This is a genomic window from Enterococcus larvae, from assembly GCF_017830045.1.
In the GTDB taxonomy this organism is placed as follows: Bacteria; Bacillota; Bacilli; order Lactobacillales; family Enterococcaceae; genus Enterococcus_L; species Enterococcus_L larvae.
In genome coordinates this window covers 91238-113933 of record NZ_JAEDXU010000003.1, presented here as the reverse complement: position 1 = coordinate 113933, position 22696 = coordinate 91238, and the positions used below count along the sequence as shown (strand labels likewise).

The 22696-nt window shown below is 40.1% G+C and carries 20 protein-coding genes; 12 read left to right on the top strand and 8 right to left on the bottom strand.

Annotated elements, in window-relative coordinates:
• Position 1 precedes the first annotated feature (1 nt).
• On the bottom strand, positions 2-940 hold the full coding sequence (locus tag I6N96_RS07025; RefSeq protein WP_209556855.1) for an AAA family ATPase: 939 nt from the start codon (positions 938-940) through the stop codon (positions 2-4).
• Between the two features lie 406 nt (positions 941-1346).
• Here I6N96_RS07025 and I6N96_RS07020 point away from each other — a divergent pair, with 406 nt between their 5' ends.
• The 3 genes from I6N96_RS07020 (at position 1347) to I6N96_RS07010 (ending at position 3602) form a co-directional block, all read left to right on the top strand.
• Positions 1347-1763 (top strand): MarR family winged helix-turn-helix transcriptional regulator, encoded by a 417-nt coding sequence (locus tag I6N96_RS07020; protein ID WP_209556854.1) that lies wholly within the window; start codon positions 1347-1349, stop codon positions 1761-1763.
• Between the two features lie 77 nt (positions 1764-1840).
• Positions 1841-2479 carry an SDR family oxidoreductase gene (locus I6N96_RS07015; RefSeq protein WP_209556853.1) on the top strand — a complete coding sequence of 213 codons (639 nt, stop codon included), beginning with the start codon at positions 1841-1843 and terminating at the stop codon, positions 2477-2479.
• Between the two features lie 19 nt (positions 2480-2498).
• The gene (locus I6N96_RS07010) at positions 2499-3602 is read left to right on the top strand and encodes an NADH-dependent flavin oxidoreductase (protein ID WP_209556852.1); all 1104 of its coding nucleotides are present in this window, start codon (positions 2499-2501) and stop codon (positions 3600-3602) included.
• A 93-nt stretch (positions 3603-3695) separates the two neighbouring features.
• On the opposite strand, the gene I6N96_RS07005 is transcribed toward I6N96_RS07010, so the two are convergent.
• On the bottom strand, positions 3696-4010 hold the full coding sequence (locus tag I6N96_RS07005; RefSeq protein WP_209556851.1) for a hypothetical protein: 315 nt from the start codon (positions 4008-4010) through the stop codon (positions 3696-3698).
• Between the two features lie 287 nt (positions 4011-4297).
• Here I6N96_RS07005 and I6N96_RS07000 point away from each other — a divergent pair, with 287 nt between their 5' ends.
• Entirely contained in the window at positions 4298-4945 is a 648-nt protein-coding gene (locus I6N96_RS07000; RefSeq protein WP_209556850.1) for an endonuclease III domain-containing protein, read from the top strand.
• A gap of 54 nt (positions 4946-4999) precedes the next feature.
• Here the strand turns inward: I6N96_RS07000 and I6N96_RS06995 are convergent, their stop codons facing one another.
• The 4 genes from I6N96_RS06995 to I6N96_RS06980 form a co-directional block, all read right to left on the bottom strand.
• Positions 5000-7651: a calcium-translocating P-type ATPase, PMCA-type gene (locus I6N96_RS06995; protein WP_209556849.1), complete on the bottom strand. Its 2652-nt coding sequence runs from the start codon at positions 7649-7651 to the stop codon at positions 5000-5002.
• 577 nt (positions 7652-8228) lie between these two features.
• Complete coding sequence (locus tag I6N96_RS06990; RefSeq protein WP_209556848.1) at positions 8229-8810, bottom strand: TerD family protein; 582 nt, start codon at positions 8808-8810, stop codon at positions 8229-8231.
• An 88-nt stretch (positions 8811-8898) separates the two neighbouring features.
• The gene (locus I6N96_RS06985; RefSeq protein WP_209556847.1) at positions 8899-9480 is read right to left on the bottom strand and encodes a TerD family protein; all 582 of its coding nucleotides are present in this window, start codon (positions 9478-9480) and stop codon (positions 8899-8901) included.
• A gap of 28 nt (positions 9481-9508) precedes the next feature.
• Positions 9509-10108 (bottom strand): TerD family protein, encoded by a 600-nt coding sequence (locus I6N96_RS06980; protein ID WP_209556846.1) that lies wholly within the window; start codon positions 10106-10108, stop codon positions 9509-9511.
• A gap of 347 nt (positions 10109-10455) precedes the next feature.
• On the opposite strand from I6N96_RS06980, the gene I6N96_RS06975 reads away from it, so the two are divergent.
• The 6 genes from I6N96_RS06975 (at position 10456) to I6N96_RS06950 (ending at position 18593) form a co-directional block, all read left to right on the top strand.
• Positions 10456-12084: a YceG family protein gene (locus I6N96_RS06975; RefSeq protein ID WP_209556845.1), complete on the top strand. Its 1629-nt coding sequence runs from the start codon at positions 10456-10458 to the stop codon at positions 12082-12084.
• Between the two features lie 684 nt (positions 12085-12768).
• A complete protein-coding gene (locus tag I6N96_RS06970; RefSeq protein WP_209556844.1) occupies positions 12769-13872 on the top strand; it encodes a toxic anion resistance protein in 1104 nt (367 codons plus the stop codon).
• Between the two features lie 194 nt (positions 13873-14066).
• Positions 14067-15299, top strand: coding sequence for an HpcH/HpaI aldolase/citrate lyase family protein (locus tag I6N96_RS06965; RefSeq protein WP_209556843.1), 1233 nt, complete (start codon positions 14067-14069; stop codon positions 15297-15299).
• Positions 15296-16672, top strand: coding sequence for a phosphoribosyltransferase family protein (locus tag I6N96_RS06960; protein ID WP_209556842.1), 1377 nt, complete (start codon positions 15296-15298; stop codon positions 16670-16672). Before I6N96_RS06965 ends, I6N96_RS06960 begins: the two co-directional genes overlap by 4 nt.
• Positions 16672-17829 carry a cysteine protease StiP family protein gene (locus I6N96_RS06955; RefSeq protein WP_209556841.1) on the top strand — a complete coding sequence of 386 codons (1158 nt, stop codon included), beginning with the start codon at positions 16672-16674 and terminating at the stop codon, positions 17827-17829. Before I6N96_RS06960 ends, I6N96_RS06955 begins: the two co-directional genes overlap by 1 nt.
• Complete coding sequence (locus I6N96_RS06950) at positions 17826-18593, top strand: HAD family hydrolase (RefSeq protein WP_209556840.1); 768 nt, start codon at positions 17826-17828, stop codon at positions 18591-18593. Before I6N96_RS06955 ends, I6N96_RS06950 begins: the two co-directional genes overlap by 4 nt.
• 174 nt (positions 18594-18767) lie before the next feature.
• Here I6N96_RS06950 and I6N96_RS06945 read toward each other — a convergent pair whose 3' ends face one another.
• Complete coding sequence (locus tag I6N96_RS06945) at positions 18768-19526, bottom strand: YusW family protein (RefSeq protein WP_209556839.1); 759 nt, start codon at positions 19524-19526, stop codon at positions 18768-18770.
• A gap of 336 nt (positions 19527-19862) precedes the next feature.
• On the opposite strand from I6N96_RS06945, the gene I6N96_RS06940 reads away from it, so the two are divergent.
• Together I6N96_RS06940 and I6N96_RS06935 are read left to right on the top strand one after the other, a co-directional pair.
• The gene (locus tag I6N96_RS06940; RefSeq protein ID WP_209556838.1) at positions 19863-20732 is read left to right on the top strand and encodes an AraC family transcriptional regulator; all 870 of its coding nucleotides are present in this window, start codon (positions 19863-19865) and stop codon (positions 20730-20732) included.
• A 124-nt stretch (positions 20733-20856) separates the two neighbouring features.
• Positions 20857-21348, top strand: coding sequence for a hypothetical protein (locus tag I6N96_RS06935; RefSeq protein ID WP_209556837.1), 492 nt, complete (start codon positions 20857-20859; stop codon positions 21346-21348).
• 122 nt (positions 21349-21470) lie between these two features.
• Here I6N96_RS06935 and I6N96_RS06930 read toward each other — a convergent pair whose 3' ends face one another.
• Positions 21471-22628, bottom strand: a complete 1158-nt coding sequence (locus tag I6N96_RS06930; RefSeq protein WP_209556836.1) for an ROK family transcriptional regulator — start codon at positions 22626-22628, stop codon at positions 21471-21473.
• Between the last annotated feature and the right edge of the window lie 68 nt (positions 22629-22696).

The window sequence follows — 22696 nt, the reverse complement described above, 5'->3', positions numbered from 1 at the left end:
CTCATCTCCTAACTGGGACCGGTACTCGTTTGATGATCTGTTCCAGTATTCCCTGAACGGATTCAGCAGAAGAATTTCTATTTTTCAATAATAGGCGATGCCCGAATGTTGCAGGAAGGATTTGTTGTAGATCGTCAGGTGTAACAAAGGTTCGTCCGTTAACAAAGGCATAGGCTTTCGCAGCCTGTAAAAAGGAAACAGCTCCACGAGGGCTGACGCCTAAAGCAACACCGGCATGATTTCGAGTAGCGTGAACTAGCTGTAAGGCATAACGAGCAATCTGAGGATCAACATAAATCTCATTTACCAAGCGCTTCATTTCTGTAAGCTCCTGTGAAGTCAATAACTGGCGGACAGACGCCAGCTTGTTTTGCTGGTTGTTCAAAAGTAAATCCAGTTCGTCTGAAAATTCAGGATAACCAATGTGTAAACGGAAAAGAAAGCGATCCAGCTGTGCTTCCGGCAATGGATAGGTTCCTTCATATTCTATTGGATTCTGGGTCGCCAGAACAAAAAAGTGTTCGTCCAATGGATAGGTGTGATTGTCGATCGTTACATGATTTTCAGACATCGCTTCCAGTAAAGCAGCCTGTGTCCGTGGTGTTGTTCGATTGATCTCATCTGCAAGCAGTATGGTTGTAAAAACCGGTCCTGAATGGAATTCAAAAGTTTGTGATGCAGTATTATAAACAGAAATCCCTAGAATATCACTGGGTAATAAATCTGGTGTGAATTGTACACGACTGAAGGTGCCGTGAACGGCTTTTGCCAATGTTTTGACCATCATTGTTTTACCAACTCCGGGAATATCTTCAAAAAGTACATGTCCTCCTGCTAAAAAAGCAGTAACAGTTAGTTGAAGCACATCGCGTTTTCCGAGGATGACTTTTTCCATTTCATCGATCAGCTGATTTAATTTTTCTTGGGCTGATGTTAGCATATGATCTCCTCCTAGTTTCTAATAGATACTACCTACCATACCAAACTATTTTGGCAGACAGTTTATTTCTAGAGTTGCTATCCAATATCTTTATACGCTGAGGCGTTAAGAATACTACTGACCTCTATTGAAGAGTGTCTCTTTCATTCTATAGATATCGCTGAATGACTTCAAGTGTTTTTAGAGGTACTCTTATCATTGAATCAAATTTTAAATAAAACATCTTATAAAGGATAAACATTGTTGAAGCGTTTCAATTCTATCCTGTGCACAGGGTGGTTGAGTTATACTTATGAATCAACATAGATAATCTCAAGAGATTGACGAAAAGGATATTCTTAGCTATTATTTTAGAAACTACTGTTTTTTTAGACTATGCGTTTATAAGTGAGAAGAGGTGAAAAAGATGAAGAATGTACAAAACACAAGATTAGCTGATTGGTTGGCTATATCTCAATTGATAGCTGTTGTTGATAATGAACTGGAAGTACAGCTGAAGGAGGAAGCAAGTCTGGCATTAAATGAGTTTTATGTTCTATATTTTCTTTCCATTGAGGAATCAAAAAAAATGAGGCTGCAGCACCTTCAGGAAAAAGTGGGCTTGAGTCAAAGTGCCTTGTCTCGCTTGATCAGTCGGATGGAGGACAAACGCTGTGGAGTAATCAATCGTCATATCTGTACAGATGATAAGCGTGGAATCTACGTTAGTATTACTGATAAAGGTCTGGAAAAGGTTGAAAAAGCAGAAGATGTGGTGGATACGGTGTTGAAGCAGGCATTTAAAGAGCATATGTTGTTAGCAGGTTTTTATAAATCAAGCTGATAGAAGTCAAATGATTTGTAAAAGTCTAATTTATACGATAATATATGCATGTGCATACATATTAAGGGGGTCAAGGAATGAAGATATTTGTTGCAGGAGCAACTGGCAGAGTTGGACAAAAACTTGTTGCTGTTTTACAGGAGCAAGGTCATTTTGTTTATGCGGGAGCGAGAAAAGTAGATCAAATCAATGAGTCAGAAAATGTAAAAGCTGTATTTACAGACCTTCATGCTTCAGTAGAAACACTGGCTGAGAGCTTAGCAGATGCCGATGTGGTGATATTTGTTGCTGGTTCCAGAGGAAAAGATTTACTGCAAACAGATTTAAATGGTGCAGTCAAGCTGATACAGGCTGCTGAACAAAAAGGGATCAAGCGTTATATTCAATTGAGTTCGGTATTTTCTTTAGAGCCGGAACGTTGGCAGGATCGTTCGATGGCTAGTCTTCTCGATTATACGATTGCTAAGCATTATGCGGATTCTTGGTTGATCAATAATACAAAGCTTGATTATACAATTCTACAGCCTGGTATATTGAAGGAGTCAGAAGGAACAGGGAAAATCACGATTGGTTCAGGCGAAGCGGGTGAAAATTCAATTGCCAATGTAGCAGAAACGCTGGCACAAATTGTAACAGCACCAAAAACAATCAAAAAGGTTATTCCTATGCATGATGGGGAAACGCCAATCAAAAAAGCCTTAAATACAATTGACTAATACAGGGGGACAGCGACATATGAATAAACTGAATGAAACAATTACATTTAAAAGAGGATTGAAGCTGAAAAATCCAATTGTTATGGCACCGATGACAACGAAGATGAGTTTTTACGACGGTATCGTGACGCAAGATGAGCTAAATTATTACAGCTTAAGAACCGGCGAAGTTGGCGCAGTGATTACAGCTGCTGCGAATGTTCAAGAGGTAGGAAAAGGCTGGGAAGGGGAGCTAAGTGTTGCTTCAGACGAAATGATTCCCAGCCTAAGCCGGTTAGCTTCGACTATCAAACGAGATGGAACAAAAGCAATCCTGCAGATTTTTCATGGCGGTAGAATGACAAATTCTAAAATTCTTCGTGGGGAGCAGCCAGTAGCACCAAGTGCAGTTGCGGCTGAGCGAGAAGGAGCAGAGACACCAAGAGAATTGATGGAGGCAGAGATCCCGTTATTGATCGAAGATTATCGTCAAGCAGCAATTCGGGCTATCAAAGCCGGTTTTGATGGAGTAGAGCTGCACGGAGCCAATACGTACCTGATTCAGCAATTCTTTTCACCACATTCTAATAGACGTTCCGATCAATGGGGCGGTTCTGTGGAAAAGCGGGCACATTTTATTGATTTGCTTGTCGATCGTGTGACTTCAGCAGTAGATGAATTTGCTGAAAAAGAGTTTATTGTGGGTTATCGCTTTTCTCCGGAGGAATATGAAGAGCCAGGAATTAAAATGGCAGATACGATGTATCTAGTAGATCTGCTTGCAAATAAGCCTCTGGATTATCTGCATATTTCATTGAATGACTACCAAAGAATTTCAGTATCTAAGGAATTTCAAGAAAAATCAATGCTTGCCTATGTCCACGAGAAAATAGCTGGTCGCCTTCCGTTGATTGGTGTTGGGGATGTTCGGACTGGGAAACAGGCAGGAGAAGTATTGGAAAATGCTGAGCTTGTTGCAGTTGGTCGGGCATTGCTGATCGATCCTCACTGGACGAAAAAGGTTCTTGAAGGAAAAGAAGCAACGATTCGAACTACGCTTCCTTTTGAAAATCGAGATGAGCTGATCATTCAAAACGGCGTTTGGGGATTTCTACAGGGAATGATGCCTGACCGCTTGGTTTAAAAGAAAAAGAAACAGCAAAGGTGCTTTTGAAGAGATAAGATGTCTTTAGTCCATCTATCTTCCTCCATGTAAGCTGCCTTTGCTGCTTTTTCATTATTCTATTACGCTATAGAAGCGTTGTACCAAACCCTCAAGCGCTTCATTCAACTCATCGGTATGTTCCTCTTGGGTAAGACGCAGTGTTGGAGATGTTGCCATATCAAGGAGTTTGATAGGGACGATAACATTCTCTGCAGCATCAATCGTAATTTGTGGATGAACGGTTGTATCTCCACACGGCCCAGCTTCCAGAAAGGCCAGTTCATAGTGCATACTGCCGATATCTCTTAAACGATAATAACCATCTTTAAAAAACTTTTTATCATCGCTGAAATGCTTTTGAAGTGTTTCCAGATCTTTTCTGTTCAACGGTCAAACCTCCTGAATCATTTGCTTCTCTTCATTCGTGAGAATAGTTATAGTATTATAGCATATTTATAGGATTGCGTCAGAGCTGCTTTAGTCTGTCCTATTTGAATTTCTTCAACATGTAGACGAAGTTAAAATTGAAGACTGCTGCAAATTTTTGCTATACTGATAAATGAACAGGGCTAAGTGGATGTGCTTTCTTATAAGTTTTAGATGTAACAGACTTTTTGTGTCATTGGGTTGGTAAGAGATTCATATCACATGGAATGATGGAGGGAGGCTGGTGTATGATACCGGTTGTAGAAGTGTATGAACAATTAAAGAGGAATATGCCGGAAAGAATCTGGTGGCCGGCAGAATCAGAATGGGAGATTATTATTGGCTCCATACTTGTTCAAAATACGAATTGGGCGAATGTGGAATATTCCCTGCATAATTTGAGAGAAAAAACGCAGTTTCATCCGGAAAAGGTTGCAGCGCTTCCGTTGGAGGAGCTTCAGGACTTGATACGTCCTAGTGGTTTTTATATAAATAAAGGAAAAGCGATTCAAGAAATATTTTTCTGGCTGCAGGATTTTACATTTGATTTGGCTGTAATTGAAGATCATTATGGTACGAATCTTCGAAAACAGCTATTGAGCTTGCGAGGCATCGGTGAAGAGACAGCAGATGTCCTGCTTGTCTATATATTTGATGGTGTTGAATTTATTGCAGACCGCTACGCACAGCGATTATTCACACGCTTAGGTGTCGAAGGCATTGAAGGGTATAAGAAATTGAAGCATCGTGTGTATTTGCCGGAAGATTTTAGTACCGCAGAGGCAAAAGAATTTCATGGCTTGATTGTTGATTTTGGTAAAGAGTATCTGAAAAATGATACGACTTGGGCAGCCAGCTTTCTGGCAGATTTTTCTTTTGATCCATTGAATAGCTGAAATAAAAAAGTCGAAGCAAGAGCGTAAGCTCTACTTCGACTTTTTTCGTATCTCTTATTTATTCAATGCTTTTGAAACAACTTTTCTCAGCATATCAATTGGAATTGCAGCGACAGACAAGCCAAGAACGATTGCCCACTCGGTAACGTTCAATGGTGTGGTCCGTAGGATTGCTCCACCAACAAAGGTCATCAGGATTTGAACGACGATGATCAGACCCATGATGCGAATGAACATTTTGTTTCTATTCAGGTTGTCAAAGATGTTCAGTTTCTCTGTTCTCACGTTGAAACCATTGAATACAGCATACAGGATAAAGAATGAGAAGAATCCTGTGTAAAGAGCGATGTCGCCGGTTCCGCTAGTGAAGTATTGAGAAAGGAATGTTCCTTTCAGCATCCACAAACCGATTGCTGTGATCACGATCCCTTCAAAGAGAAACGCAGAGAACATTGGACGTGTCACGATACTTTCGTCACGACGTTTAGGTTTTTCTTTCATATAACGTTTCAAGGTTGGCTCAGCACCAAAGGCTAACGCAGCCAGTGTATCCATTACCAAGTTTACCCAAAGCATTTGAGTGATTGTCAATGGATGATCGATACCAACAAATGGTGCGATGAAGCTGATCAGTAACGCACCAACATTCAATGTCAGCTGGAAGACGATAAACTTCTGAATTGAGCGGTAGATCGTACGACCAAACAGAATAGATTGTGCAATAGATTTGAAGTTATCATCCAGAATAACGATATCCCCAGCTTCTTTTGCAACTTCGGTTCCGCTACCCATGGCAAACCCAACATCGGCACGTTTCAGGGCTGGACTATCATTAACACCATCACCAGTCATACCAACAACTAAGCCGATTTCCTGTGACAGACGAACCAAACGTGATTTATCTGTCGGTAAAGCACGAGCAATAACACGGATGTTTGGAAGGATCGATTTCACTTCTTCATCCGGCATTTCATTCAGTTCCTGAGAAGTAAGGACAACATCGTCGGAAGCTGTCAAAATCTTCGCGTCTTTTGCAATGGCAATCGCAGTTTCTTTACGGTCACCAGTGATCATTACAACCTGTACACCCGCTTGATGTACTTCTTCTATTGCTTCGATCGCTTCAGGACGAACATCATCGCGAATTGCTAGGATACCAATCAATGTATAGTCAGAAGGAAGTGTTTCTTCTGTTACTGTTTCATCCGTTGTAGCGAGGATCAATACACGGATCGATCTTGTTGCCAGTTCGTTGATTTCATTATCAAGCTCAGTAAGCTTTGTGAATGGTTGTTTGTTACCATCTGCATCATAATAAGTTGAACAGTTCGGTAAAATCTTTTCCGGTGCGCCCTTGATAAGAGTCGTGTTCCACTCACCGGCAACCTGGGTTGCTGAAAATTTTCTAGCAGAAGAGAAAGGAATTACAGAAACGTGTTCCAGTGTTCCATGCAAGTTTTCATTTTTCTCTGCAAAAGCAAGGACTGCTTTTTCTGTTGGGTTCCCCCCGATGATTAGAACGTTTCCGTTACTATCTTCAGAAATCACAGCATTTGTATTGTTTACGATAGCAGTACCAATGAGTTTCTGAAGTTTTCCAGGAACATCGCCAAGTGTATCAAAGCTATCATTTGCACCATTGATATAAGAAACAACATCTAATTTACCTTTTGTGATTGTTCCTGTTTTATCAGAGAACAGCATGTTCAAGCTTCCGCTTGTTTCGATCCCTTCCAGTTTACGAACAAGGATATTGCTGCGCAGCATCTTTTTCATGTTCTGAGAAAGAACCATAGCAATCATCATTGGCAGACCTTCCGGTACCGCAACAACGATAATAATAACTGCAAGGATAAAGGCTTCTACAACGTCATTTCCGACTACCCCAAGATTTGAGAAATATTCAGAAATCAGTGCGCCGTCAAAGTTGTTTTGTACTAAGATACGATTGACCATAAATGCAACGAAAATCAAAACACCGCCAGTATAACCGGCTTTTGAAATCATGTCAGCCAGACCAGCCAGCTTCAGCTTCAATGGAGATTCACGATCTTCGATAGAAAGCTCAGAAGCCATTTGTCCGAAGAATGAAGCATCTCCGACTTTCGTTACCTTCATCACTGCTTCGCCGGAGGTGATTACTGCGCCTCTGAACAATGCGTGCTCATCGAATGTATCGCCGTCTTCATAGGTACCACCCTTAGGAAGAGGTGTTTTTGTTGCCTCATCAGATTCTCCATTCAGAGAAGCTTGATCGACTTTTAAAATACCATCTAATAGAATACCGTCTGCAGGAATTTTATCCCCTGTTTGCAGAATGATTTCATCTCCTTGAACGATATCATCGATTTTGATTTCGACAACGTGTCCGTCTCGATAGACTTTGACAACGATTTTTGAAGCATCTTCCTGTAGCTTCTGGAAGGCATTTTCATTAGAGTATTCACTCCATGTACCAATCAGCGTCGCTAATAATACTGCGATGGCGATTCCCAATGCTTCATACCATTCAGCATAGCCAAGAAATGCAAAAATTAAATTAAGAACAAGTGCGACGATCAAGATTTTGATGATTGGATCATCAAAGTTTCCTTTTAATTTGTCAAAAAATGATTCCGATTGTTTTTCAGTTAGAGCATTGGTCCCATGTTCTCTTTTGGACTGCTCAACCTGTTCGGCTGTTAAACCGGTAAATGATTTATTCACTGATTCGTGTCTCCTTCTTATTGTGGATGAAACTGCACAGATAACTGCTCAGTTTCTTCATCTTGTAGGTCCGATAGCCAATTCCCTAGAATACTTGGAAAAAGGGAAATGGTTCTCCTTGTTATTGTGGATGAAACTGTGCAGGTAACTGTCCAGTTTCTTCATTTTGGTGGTCCGATAGCCAATTCCCTAGAATACTTGGAAAAAGGGAAGTGGTTCTCCTTGTTATTGTGGATCAAACTGCGCAGATAACTGTTCAGTTTCTTCATTTTGTAGGTTCGATGCCCTCTACTTCTAGGTTCTCGTTTGTAAAAGAGTAGAGGCTCTCCTTCTTATTGTGGATGAAACTGTGCAGGTAACTGTCCAGTTTCTTCATTTTGTAGGTCCGATATCTATTTCCCTAGAATACTTGGAAAAAGGGAAATAGTTCTCCTTTGTATTATTGAGGAAAGTAGTCAGGTAACTGTCAACTTTCTTCCTCGTGCTTGAGGTTCTTGTTTTTATCGCAACTTCTTCTTTTAGAATAGCTAAATGGCTGGGATGACTATTTCCCAGCCATTAGTCGTGCCATCAATTCTTATTGAACATCCAAGCCGTAAGCTTGTACTAATGATGCTAGTCCACCTTGATAACCGCTGCCGATTGCGTTGAATTTCCATTCGCCGTTATGACGATATAACTCACAGAATACTACAGCTGTTTCGACAGAGAAGTCTTCTCCTAGGTCAAAATTAAGGATCTCTTCGCCATTTTCTTCATTTAGAATATGAACAAAGGCGTTTGATACTTGACCGAAGTTTTGGTTTCTCGCAGTTGCATCATCGATAGTTACAGTGATTGCGATACGTTCTACTGCCGGAGAAACAGCAGCTAGATCGATTTTGATTTGTTCATCGTCGCCGTCTCCTTCGCCTGTACGGTTGTCACCAGTATGGATCACAGAGCCGTCTTCGGATTGAAGGTTATTATAGAAGATGAAGCTTTTTTCATTCAAGCATTTACCGTTTGCATCTAATAAGAATGCAGAGGCATCTAAGTCAAATGCTGCACCGCTGTCAAATTGGTTTGTATCCCAGCCAAGACCCACGATTGTTTTTGTCAATCCCGGATTTGTTTTAGTCAGGTCGACTTTTTGACCTTTTGATAAATTGATTGCCATATGTCGTCGTGCTCCTTTACTTTTTTTTGAAAAATCATCAGAGAACTTCTGGAATTTTCATTATGTTTTATTCGTCTAGCTATGATGACTATCCAATGTTTACTCCGAAGTCTCTGCCTAATGCAGCCAGTCCGCCTTGGTAGCCGCTGCCGATTGCTGTAAACTTCCACTCACCGTTATGACGATATAATTCGCCGACAACGATAGCTGTTTCAATAGAGAAGTCTTCCCCTAAATCATAACGAATCAATTCTTCTTCTGAATCAGCATTAACGATTCGGATGAATGCATTGGATACTTGACCGAAGTTTTGGTTGCGTTCTTCTGCACTGTCAATAGTTACAGTAAAACGAATTTTTTCAATAGAAGGGTTCACGCTGCCAAGTACGATTTCGATTGACTCATCATCGCCTTCTCCTTCACCGGTACGATTGTCGCCCATGTGCTGCACAGCGCCATCTTGACTGGTTGGCTGATTGTAGAAGATGAAATCAGCATCACTAGTCACTTTTTCATTTCCGCCAAGTAAGAATACTTCTGCATCTAAGTCAAAGTCACTTTGACCGTCATATTTGTTTGTGTCCCAGCCCAAACCGACGCGAACTTTTGTCAATCCGGGATTTGTTTTTGTTAAGTCAACTTTTTGACCTTTTGCCAATGAAACTGCCATAATAAAAAAACCTCCAGAATTTTATAGTTTATTTATATCTTTGAAGCATGTCTGATAGATTAGCTACGTCCATACCACTGCCGACCGCTGCGAATTTCCATTCATTGCCGTGGCGATATAGTTCTCCAGCAACCAAACCAGTCATACCTTGATAATTGTCTGTTAAGTTATAACGAGCGATTTCCATTCCAGAATCATCCATGATACGGATAAATGCATTACGAATCATGCCGAAATCCTGATTGCGTTTATGTGCCTGATAAATGTTTACAACAAAAACCATCTTGTTGTATTTCTGATTGACACCATTCAGCTGTACCTTGATTACTTCGTCGTCGCCATCTCCGGCACCTGTAAGGTTATCTCCTTGGTGAACGATTGCTCCGTCAGTACTCTTTAACTGACCAAAGTAAACCACATCTTTTTTGTCTACAAAACGATCATTTTGAAGCAAAATCACTGAAGCATCACAATCGATCGCTGCCGGCTTTGCACTGAATAATCCGCCTAAAAAACCGCCTCCGGATTGAGACGCCTCATCCCATCCAAGCCCAACGGTGATATTATTCAATGCCGGATTAGACTTGGTCAAATCGATTTTTTGACCTTTTGATAAGTTAATTGCCATTGGTTTGTATCTCCTTTTTCATTAAAATGTATATGCTGCCTGTTAAACAAACATAAGAAACAGTAAGGGTATTATTCATACTGCATCCATTGATTATTTTTTGTTAAATGAATGATTTAACGGTAGTCATATAGTGAAAAACAACCCATTGCTCAATCTAAATCGCCTCATTTTATGGTAATAATTTGTGTTGATTAGTTGGTATGGATTGGATATACTTTGATTATATCACAGAAGACTTTCAGCGTGACTGGTAGAAGAAAAAATATCAAAAAATCATGCTTAAGTTGTAGTGTTTCACAGTGGAACAAGGTATAAAATGTTTAAGTAGAAATGGAGTGAATGGTGTGTTGGAATTACATCCGATTCCGCAGGATCTGAACAAGATTGATTGGCAAGCAGAATTTATCACGCCTATATCACTGAGAACAGGGTTTCAAAAAACAGAAGAAACGTTGACATATCCTCAGATTTCCGGAATTATTTTAGGTGTTCCGTTAGATGAATTCAGTTATAGTGAGTGGCTTTATGATGTTGTTTATCATGACGCTTACAATATTCATCTGCTAGCCGGAAATTTGGAGAAACAGATCGATAATCAGATATTTCAGGGAATTCAAAAACTGTTTAATGCGCATAATGAGCAAAAAGGGCTTTCGCCAAACCGTTTTGTGGCATTCATGCAGGGAAACAATTTACTTCCGTTGCGTGAGCATCCGGAGTATTACCGCTATCTGACGTTAAAATTTATTGATCTGATCAATATTTTTGCAGAGAATCATGGAGACTTGCTTCATAAGGACTTCCGCAGAGTGATCGTAGATTGCATCAAATGGGGATTTAACTATATCGATCAATGGCTCAAGGAAGCTGATTTGGAAAGTGACGTACCACGAGTTATTTGGTACGGCAATATGACAAAGAGTGAACAGTATTTTCTGATCTTGCTGTATCTTCTTGGCTTTGATGTACTGATTTTCAACAGTGAGAAGGTCAATGAATTTAAAGATGTGAAGGGGATCACGCTTTCCGTTTATGAGTATCCAAATGAGATGGATATGGAGCCGTTCCCTACGGAAAAACCGATGAGAAAATCAACAACTGCACGAAAAGCGGCAATGGAGCTTAGTAATATCATGAATTCCGATGGCACATTGTTATTAAAGCCTTTTCAGTTGCGGGAATATCTGCCTGAAAGTCTGACGTTGCAGACAACCTACGATGAGATACGTATCATTGGCAAAGAGAAAGCATTTGTCAGACCGAATTTCAAAGTGGAAAAAGAGGTCGTTAAAATTCCAGTGATTTTTGCCAAGGTGCTTGGTGTATCTGCTGATCGAAAGAAATATTGGGATGATTTCTATGCAGTAAGAAGAAGTACTGAATTAGTAGAGGTTATTCGAGAGTTTCCTATCAAGCAGGAGATCAAAGGGAACCAGCAATTTCATTATCAGTTTGCCTTGAAAAGGGATGGTACGCTTTCGCCGGAAAAACTGATGGAATCTAACTGGTGGCAGCATCGAGCCGTCTCAAATGGAATGCAGCTGGCTTTGGCAAGTGCTATCAGCAGATATGTGAGGAAGGCGCATTTTCTCCCTCATGGAAGTGAATCAAAAGAGGATGTTCAGTTGTATCTGTTTTCTCAGGCAATGAATGTTCCGCCTTTTATAACGAAGATGCTTCAGCAATATGATTACGCACAGGATGTTCCTAAAATCATGATTTATAATAATGGCATGACGGGAACGATGACACGGGCAGATGCAGCACTTATACTGCTGTTGAACGAGTTGGGATTTGATATTGTTTTGTATAATCCGACAGGGCAAAATGATGTAGAGTTATACATTGACAGTAGTCAGTTTGATAGTCATTGGCTTGAAGAAGTCAACTTTGAAGAGACCTTCCAGACTAGTGGAATGGCAGCAAAAGGAAATAGTACCATAAAATCACTTTTCAACAAATTCAAGAAATAGAAAAGTATATCATTTGAGGTAGTTGACTGCCAGTATATTGGTTTAAAAGGAAACTGAAATCCGGTTTAGAACCAGATAGTTTCTGTCAATAAAAAGAAGGAGTACCGCAGCTTTTATCGTGAGAACGGTTTAGAGATGGGGATATCGGACCTAAAAGGAAAGGAAACTGAAAGGTAAATCAGAACCAGGCAGTTTCTATCAATAAAAAGAAGGAGTACCGCAGCTCTTATCGTGAGAACGATGTAGAGATGAGGATATCGGACCTAAAAGGAAAGGAAACTGAAGGGGAAATTAGAACCAGACAGTTTCTGTCAATAAAGAAAAGGAGTACCGCAGCTCTTATCGTGAGAACGATGTAGAGATGGGGATATCGGACCCAAAAGGAAAGGAAACTGAAGGGGTAAATTAGAACCAGACAGTTTCTATCAATAAAAAGAAGGAGTACCGCAGCTCTTATCGTGAGAACGATGTAGAGATGGGGATATCGGACCTAAAAGGAAAGGAAACTGAAGGGGTAAATTAGAACCAGTCAGTTTCTGTCAATAAAGAAAAGGAGTACCGCAGCTCTCTCTTATCGTGAGAACGATGTAGAGATGGGGATATCGGACCCAAAAGGAAAGGAAACTGAAAGGTAAATCAGAACCAGGCAGTTTCTATCAATAAAAAGAAGGAGTTTGGAAAAGTATGGATAATCAAACAGAAACAGGATTAGAGGAATTACAGGTAGTAAATGTAGAAAAACGTTTATCACAGGCTGAATTACAAAAGGAACAATTGAAATCTGAGCCTGAAGTAATCAATATCAGTAAAAATGTTGACTTGAGAGATCAAATCTCTATTTTGGAATTCGGTAAGGAACCAGCAGAACAGATTTCTCAGTTTTCTTCACGAATCCTCAACAACATGACTGTGGCAGAAACACAGAAATCAACAGTTATGTTAGACAAGCTTGGAAAAATCATGGATAAATTCGAGCCGGAAGATTTTGCGGAAGAGAAAAAGGGTCTGTTGAATAAAATTTTCGGTAAAGGGAAAGATATTGTCAGTCAAATCATGGCAAAATACCAGACAATGGGCGGCGAAATCGAAGTTGTTTATACTGAAATCAAGAAATATGAAGTGAAAATGAAACAGAATGTAGCGATGCTGAATCAGTTAGCTGATGAGAATATTCGTTACTATCTTGAATTAGAGAAATATATCGCAGCTGGTGAAGTAATCGCGGATGACTTAAGAAACAATAAAATCGCAGCTTTACAAGAACGAGTGAATAATGGCGATCAAATGGCTGGTATCGAGTTGAGTAAAATGACGGCTGCTTTGGAAATGGTCGAACAGCGTGTGTACGATCTTGAAATGGCGAAACAAGTTTCACTCCAAACTGGTCCACAGATCGATATGCTGCAAAAAGGAAATGTTCGTCTGATTGGTAAAATCAATTCCGCCTTTGTCATCACGATCCCTGTGTTCAAGAGCGCATTGATTCAGGCTGTAGCAGCGAAACAACAGAAGATGACAGCAGAAGCAATGAGTGAGTTGGATAACAGAACCAATGAAATGCTATTGAAAAATGCACAGAATATTTCTCAAAACAGTATCGAAATTGCGAAGCTGTCAGGTTCTCCAAGTATCAAGCTTGAAACAATGGAGCAAACGTGGAGCACGATCATGCAGGGAATGGAAGAAACAAGACAAATCGAAGCAGAAAATGTGGCGGAAAGAGAAGCTGGAAGAAAACGTCTCCTTGAACTGCAAAGTGAGTATGAAGCGAAGAAGAATAACATGTAATTTTATAGTATATACAGGTCGATTTTCCATGTTGAATGGTTGAGTAGAATTGTAGGAGCAGGAGGCGGCGCCTCCTGTTTTTTATACATAAACAAATGAAGGTATGAATAAGGGGAACACCTATAAAAGAATGACAAAGTTTTCTAGAGATAGTTGAAGTTGGTTCAATTTAAAAGGAAGAAAAGAGGTTTGACATGAAACATTTCAATTTTTTGTCACAAGAGGAAGAGACAGCGATTTTCCATCAGCTGCCGCAAACAATCAAAACAAAGCATGAAGGGATTTACCGGTTCTCATCAGATGAACGTCTACTGATAGGGAATGCACTGGGAGCCGCGCTGTATATGCCGGCAACCAGAGAGAACATTGCACAATTGGTAATCAATGCCCGCTATTCAGCAGCAGCCTATATTTTATGTTTAGAAGATAGTATAGGGGATGTCACATTAGAAACGGCTGAAGATAACCTGATCAGTCAGCTGAAAGAGATTCAAGCGTATACCGATTCGCTTTCAGAAGTGGAAAGAAATCAGCTGCCAATGTTATTTATTCGTGTTCGAACACCTGAGCATTTAGCTGCTTTCGGAGAGCGGTTAGGCACTTTAGCTAAGGTTATCGATGGTTTTGCTTTACCGAAGGCAGATACACATAATATGGTGGACTATTTAACAAATGTTATCGAGTTATCGGAAAAGAATGATACATGGCTTTGGGCAATGCCTATTTTGGAATCCAGAGCATTGATGATCAAACGGACTAGAGAAGAAGAAATGACCAAGATTTATGATATCCTGACACAGCCGAAATTTGAGGAACGAATCCTCAATATTCGTTTGGGAGCAACAGATATGTGTGGTTTATTTGGCTTGCGAAGAACCATTGATTCGACCATCTATGATGTTTCTGTCATGAGGGATTTCATGACAGATGTCCTCAATTACTTTTCTATTGATCGTCGCTTTGTCATCAGCGGCTGCGTTTGGGAATTCTTTGGAAAGCGTCCAAGAATATTGAAGCCATTATTAAGAGAGACACCGTTTAAAGCAAAGCTGGGGGAAGACGGCCAGCTGATCCGAAAAGAGCTGATAACAGAAGCGAACGACGGTTTGATACGGGAGGTTCTGTTTGATAAGGTCAATGGTATCAATGGGAAAACCTGTATTCATCCGACGCATATTGTTCCAATCAACAGCCAGCTAGTCGTACCAAAAGAAGAATACATGGATGCCAAGCATATTTTGGACAGTACAGATGGTCAAATTGGTGTGTTCAAAAGTGATGGAGGCAACAAAATGAATGAGGTCAAGCCGCACCTTTTGTGGGCGAAGCAGATCATTCGACGAGCAGAAATCTATGGTGTGTTCAATGATAAGAAAGAGTTTGTTGATTTATTGATTGCCGAATACTTAAGCGAGGAAAAAAAATGACAGAGGTAAAAGAGTATCCAGTTGCACAAGGATTGAAAGTAAAGATCACGATCGAGGATAATCCTTTTCGTATCGAGCCGGACAGCCTATTTAAAATGGCAGCAAGGATCAATAAAAAGCGCAGCTTCTTGTTCGTCAGTCCGGTATTGGGCAAACACTTGCCGGTAAATCCTTCTGTTTCATTGCTGATTGGTCGTGCATTAGCATTGGTTTATAGTGGTCAGATCGAGCAGTATCAAGAACAAATCAGAGAAGTCTTGAACGAGCCGACCATGCGAAAGAACTTCAATATAGAGCACATGAAGGACGCAGTGATCACACTGGATAGACCGATAACAGTTATCGGCTTTTGTGAAACAGCAACTGCGCTAGGACAGGCATTTTTTGAAAGCTTTGCTTCGCCAGCCAGATACATTCATACGACAAGGGAACTGATCGATAGAGAGGCGATCCTCTCCTTTGAAGAAGAACACAGTCATGCGACGGCACATCGTGTTTATGCGGAAGATCCTGATTTCTTTAAGGATGATACGGAAGTGGTTTTAGTAGACGATGAAGTAACGACAGGGAAAACGAACTTAAATATTATTCGAGACATCATTCGAATGTTCCCACAGAAAAAGAAATTTACGATCGTTTCGATTTTGGATTGGCGCAGTAGAGAAAATCAGCAGGCGTTCAGAGAATTGGAGCAGGAGCTGGGGATTCAGATAAATGAAGTCTCATTATTGAAAGGCACTGTGGAAGAAATCGGGCGTATTGAAGCATTGAAGGAAGATTCTCTAATAACAGATAAAGAATCAGCTGCTTTTATGCTGCAAAAGCCCTTTAAAAAGAAGCTGCCGAGACTTTCTTATTCTTTGGCACCAGTGGAAGTCGGAGAAAAAATTGAGATTCCCGCTTATCTGACAGCAACTGGCCGTTTTGGCTTGGCAGAAAGACAATATGAAGAAGAGCAGCTAATACAGATTGGTGCTCAGCTGAAAAGTCTGCGACAGGAGGGTTCGGCTCTTGTTCTTGGTACAGGTGAGTTTATGTATCTGCCAATGCGGATCGCCAGTTTGATGGGAGAGAACGTCCTATTTCATACAACGACGAGAAGTCCGATTTTGAGTAGGAATCAGTTGAATTATCCCATTTTCAACAAACGAGAATTTCCAAGTCCGGAACAATCGGGTGTGACGAACTATGTATATGGGATTCCGAGGGAAAAGGGCTACCAAGACATTTTCGTGCTGTTTGAGCGGATTGCGGATAGAGAGAGTTTGTCCGAATTGAATCGTACACTAAAAACAATTCAAGATGCAGAAATTTATTTTGTCGATCTTGCATCTAGAGCAGCCTATCGGTCTGTGATTGGAGGGATCAAATAATGAAACCATTTATCAAAGGTAGTTATTCAGATGAAGATGTGATTTTTTTACTTCAGGATATCAGTGGGTATGTGGATGAAATTGCTACGCCTGAAAGAGAAGTTCTGATTCAAAGCGGTGTCCATTATTCAGAAATGCTGCCGGTGGAATACCAGCCGACAGAGGAATATGTTGCCTTGTTTAAAGAAACCTTGAAGGATTCTGCTTCACGGATTGCCCTATCTACAGCTGTTGTCGCTGAGCAGATCATACTGGAGAAAAGGAAGAATCATCAAGACGATCTTGATGAAACCTTGAGAGATTTAGTTTTGGTGAGCTTAGCTAGAGCTGGAACGCCGATTGGTGTATTGATCAAACGATATTTGAAACAAGTCTATCAAGTAGATATTCCGCATTATTCTATTTCAATCATTCGAGGCAGAGGGATTGATGAAGTTGCATTGGATTATATTTATCAACAGTCTGAATCCGCGGACATTCAGTTTATTGATGGCTGGACGGGAAAAGGAGCAATCACGAAAGAACTGACAGAAGCCTGTGATGAGTACAATAAGGAAAGACGCTTGAAATATCCGTTGTCTCCAACTCTAGCTGTATTGGCAGATACAGGCTATTGCACAACCTTGTATGGGACAAGAGAAGATTTTCTGATCCCCAGTGCCTGTCTGAACTCTACTGTTTCCGGATTGGTCAGCCGAACAGTACTTAATGATCGCTACATCAAACCAGGAGAAGTCCATGGTGCAAAATATTATAAGGAATTCGAGGCAATGGATTTGTCTAATGTTTATATTGATACGGTGATGTCCGCTTATGATAAGCATAAGGAGCAGATTGCACGAGAGGTCAAGGAGACATTAGCTGTTTGGAATCCTGATGAAGTGCCTAGCTGGGCTGGGATGGCTGCAATCGAACAGATAAAAGAGGATTTTGGCTATGATAGTATCCACTTTATTAAACCGGGTGTAGGAGAGACGACTAGAGTTTTATTGCGTCGTGTACCTGAAAAGCTGTTGATCAACCCAGAGAAAACGAATGATTTAAGGCATATCTTGATGCTGGCAAAAGAGCTTCATGTACCAATCGAAGAATATACGAAGATGCCGTACTCCTGTTGCGGACTGATTCGTCAAAAGGTTGGAGAGAAAGAAATATGAGGACAGCACTTTTTACGGATCTAGACGGAACGATTCTTTTTTCTAAACGAACGCTGCCGGCAGAGCTGAAGGAAGAGAATTGTTTCAAAGCAGAAACCTATGGAAATGGCGGTCATGGTTACATGGAGAGTGAGTTGGTTGATTTTTTCATTGATTGGCAGAGAGACAACCTTTTGATTCCGGTGACCACACGTTCAATGGAGCAGTATGAACGATTGTCGGAGATTTGGCAGAAGCTTCCTATTCCATTTGCGTTGACCAGTAATGGCGGCAATCTTTATCGTGATGGTGTGCTTGATGAACGTTGGAATAAAGAAGTGAGAGAATATCTGGCGATGGAATTGCAGCATAAAGAGGCTGTTTTGGCGATCCTCAATGTGATTCTTCCACAAGAAAGTGTTCGAAAATTAAAGGATATTGACGGGCTTTATTATTGTGTACTTGTTATAGAAAGAAAATGGGATGAGGGCTTCATTCAGGAGGTAAACTCTGCGCTAGCTGTTTATGATTGGATTGGCTATTTTCAGCACAAAAAGCTGTATTTCCTACCGAAAAACCTATCAAAAGAACAAGCAGTGAATAGGTTGAAGCAAGAGTTCGGCAGTCAGTTGACCTATAAAGGGTTGGGGGATACTGATATGGATCAGGAGATGCTGCTGCAATGTGACGAACATCTTTTCTTTGGAGAGATGGATGCACCGGTTGAAGGACTGGTGCAGCGGCCATACTCATTACAAGCTGTTAGAAACTTATTAGATGCGTAAATCCAGAAAAAGAGAGTGGGACAATAATCTGTTCCCACTCTTTTTCATACCTTAAATCCGAATAAACGACGAGTCAGAAGTAGCTCCTGAAAAGTACCTATCTGGTGCTTGTAGCTAAACACTTCTGTCTCGGGCTCTTTTTTAGTGTTCTTGTTAATCAGCAGTCTGAATGGTTCATTTTTGTTTGAATTCTAATTTTGTGTTGTTTGTAAACTCTGCTTCAAATTCAAATTCTTTATAATTATCCTTCAAGTTTAATTCTTTTAAAACGACTTGAAGGATCTGATTTTTATCCATGTTTTGAAAATCAATTTTTTTGAGTAGACTTTCAATCTTAGCCTGAGCCTTAGTACCGCTCATCTCTGTATTTGTCAGCTCGTTTTCATATTCCGCTTTGATTTTTCCGTTTGACTTGACCTCATAAGAAAGCTCGACATCTCCTTGTTTATATTCAATTGAGATATCTAATTCTTCCAGTGTTCCTTGAACCTCAGAAGGAGTCGAAGGCTCTGGCGTTTGATTATTGCTGTCGTTGTAGCCTTGAATGTCAAAGGCAGCGCTAATTGAGGCTTTGTTTAAAACGACGATTTTCATATAGAGCGCATTGTTTTTTACTAGTTTTTTTAGTAAGCTGTCAGCTTTTGATTGATTGCGCGTGAAATCCAGTGCAATTGCTTTAGCTTCTTTTGCTGAATAGTCAGCTGTTTCCCAAGTGCTGGCTGTAGCCAACTTGTTATAGAAAGAAGTGATTGATTCACTCGTAAGTGTTTCGCCGGTGAATGTTTCCAGTTCTTCAACGGAAAATAGTGTAACCGATTTGTAAGCAGAGGATTCTACCGTAATTGCTGCATGTGCAGTTGTTACTGGAAGGATTGCTGCTGAAAGAGTTACTGCTGTTACTAAAGCTGTTACGCCCAATGCTAATTTTTTCATGTTTGTTCCTCCAAAATACGTTTTAATTGTTCTAGCTATTTTGTTTGCTGATAAAGATAAACACAAAGTGTTCTTTAAGTAAATTATACGTTATAATGAATTTTCTTAGCTATCCATATTTTGACTGGATAAGGTCAAAAATTGACTTTTTGTTTATTGATAGAAATTAAAGAAATATTCGTTTTATAAAATAAAATATGATTTTCTTAGTACAGTTTAAAATTAGAAGAAAATTTTTAGGTCAAAAAATGACTGTTTTCACAAGGTGATTAGAACTTGCTGAGTACCCTTGGTCGCAGAAAGAACAGGAATGATTTGAAAGAGAGGAGAGCCGGAATGAAGCTGAAGCATTTCAACCCAATACCTGAAAAGGATGTGCGGATACCGATTCATTTGTTTACGCTAAAAAAGAATCACATTCATCAAGTGATTGCGAAACATTGGCATGAAGGTGCAGAGCTTGTCTATTGTCATAAAGGGGAAAATAATGTTTGGATTGAAGGCAAAACATACCGGATCAAGGAAGGGGATTGTCTGTTTATTGATCCATATACATTGCATGAGACGATACAGGTTGGCGATTCTGAACTGTATATTTTGCAAATCCCTAGATTATTTCTGGAAGAATGCCGTATCTGTCTCGATTATGAAATAAGCTGCAATAGCCTTTTAGACAAGGAGAAGGATTATGGCTTCATTCAGCAAATAATACCGAAGATGCAGGCGTTACAGCTGTCAGAGGATGCATTTTCGTATCTGAAGATCAACGGATTGTTTAGTGACTTAATGTATCAGCTGCTCCATGAATTCTCGACTCCGATCAGCAATCAAGAATATGAATTTATCAAAAAAGAACACCATATACTTTTTGAAATCCTTGTTTATATTCGTGAGAATTATCGTGAATCGCTAAGTCAGCAGGATACTGCTGAACACTTTGGGTATAATGCACAATACTTCGCTCGGTTTTTCAAGGCACAGACAGGAAGTACTTTTTTAGAGTATGTCAACAGCCTGCAAGTAGAAGCGGCCCAGAAGCTGTTGCTGACAACAGACTTAAAAATCATTGACATCAGTGAGCAGTGCGGCTTCAAATCAGTGAAGGCGCTCAATCGTTCTTTTTTTCGCTGCTTTGGTATGACACCGGGGAAATATCGGAGGTTGGAGAACGAAGTGACTCATGAGATAATAGAAAGTCAGGAATAAGAAATAAGCGGGATAACAGAAAGGCAAAGGGGTTAGTATGAAAAAAAGAAGCTGCTGGATTATATTTTTAGCAGGTATAATGATTATCTTGTGCATCAGCGGATGCTCAGTAAAAGAAACTCAGATGAAAGAAATACAAAATCCTATCTCAGATTTCGAAAAATTGTATGAGCACACATTGACTGTTTCAGAGACTAGTCAGCCTACTGAAAATATAGGGAAAATTTATTTCTATGAAATTGAAGACTTATTGAACAAGGATGTTTTAGCAATAGATTTGCAAAATGGTGCCGCGCAGTTGAATCCTGGCTTTGAACATAGATATGGCGATGTAGACTTTGAAATAGATCTATCCGCCGAAGACATTGCTGAAGTATATGAACTATTAGAAGATAGCCATGTAGAAAGCTGGGAGGAGTACTACTCCTATGGGGATAAAAGCATGTTGGATGAGATGGGCGGAGAAGGCTATAATTGGACACTGCTTATTCAGTACAAAGATGGAACCATGGAGGATAAACGGGGAAAAGGAATTCGCAAGAAAGAAATCCAACCAGAAGGTTATGATACATTCGTCAATGGATTAACTGCGTTTATTGCTTCTAAAAATCAATGAGGAAACTGTATGTATCTGTAAAACTCAGGATACACCATAGATTTCAGACGAATTCTAGAAAATCGAACAAATGAAAAAGGAGCCATTCTCAATTGGAGAGGACTCCTTTTTCATGTTGAATATTAGTCATAAATAGAATGGAGCTTCAGTTGTCGGATATTCAAAAAGTTTTGGCAGCACAAGGCAATACCTCCGTACAAAGTGGCTTCATTGCCTAATGAACTGCTTTGTACATGAAGGTTTTGGGCAAAACGGCTGGATAGATGTTCTTGGATCATTGCCAGAAGTGCTGGTATTCTACGATAAACGGAGCTGTTGATGATCACGACCTCTGGATCATAAAGGGTGGCAATATTGTTGATACCTACGCTAAGAAGAAAGGCATTGTTTTCCAGTTCTGCTCGGACAACTGGATCGTCCTTCAAGGTCTCTATGACCGAGCTGTCGACAAAATCCAACTCTTTTTTTTCAGCAACTGTTTGATATAAAACAGTATTAGAGGCATATTGCTCTAAACAGCCATCGTTTCCACATGGACAAGTTTTTCCAGCTGGATAAAGGATAGAATGACCGATTTCTCCGGCAGTTCCATGCTTGCCTTTTTGAACCACACCAGCATCAACGATTCCTGCGCCGATTCCACTGTGAATGCTTAAGCTAACAAGACTTTCTGAATCCTTAGAAAAAGTATATTCACCTAACGCTGCCAGGTTTGCTTCATTTTCCAGGAAAATTGGAAAATCAAACCGTTGTGAAAGCTCAGCATAAAGATCGATCGTATCCAGATCATAGTATGGCGTAAAGATGATTTTGTGATTATGTACAACGCCATGGATACCAACGGTCATTCCAATGATTGTGTTGCAAAGATCCGGATGTTTCTCATGAATGGCTCGAATTGTTTCTTCCAATAAATCCAAAGCAGTTTCTGCTGAAACAGTGATTCGTTTCTTTTCAACATAAAGGACTGTTTCTCCATTCAGATAGGATAAGGTTCCTTTTAAATAATTCACACCTAGATCAAAGGATAGGGTAACCGCAGCCTTAGGATTGAATTGAAGCATGATTGGCTTTCTGCCGCCTTGTGTACTGGCTGCTCCGATGCCTGTTTCAAAAATCAGTCCGTCATCAAGAAGACCTTTAGTGATGGAAGAGACAGAAGCTTTGTTTAAACCAGTTAGGGAAGAGAGCTCTGCTCTGGAAATATTCTTATGGTCAATGATCCCTCTCAAGACTTGTGCTTCATTGTGTTCGCGTATTTTATATTTATTTGTAATCATATCGATTCACCTCTCTGTTTATATTAAAATTTTTGAAAGCGCTTGACAACTTCTTTTTAATGGATTAA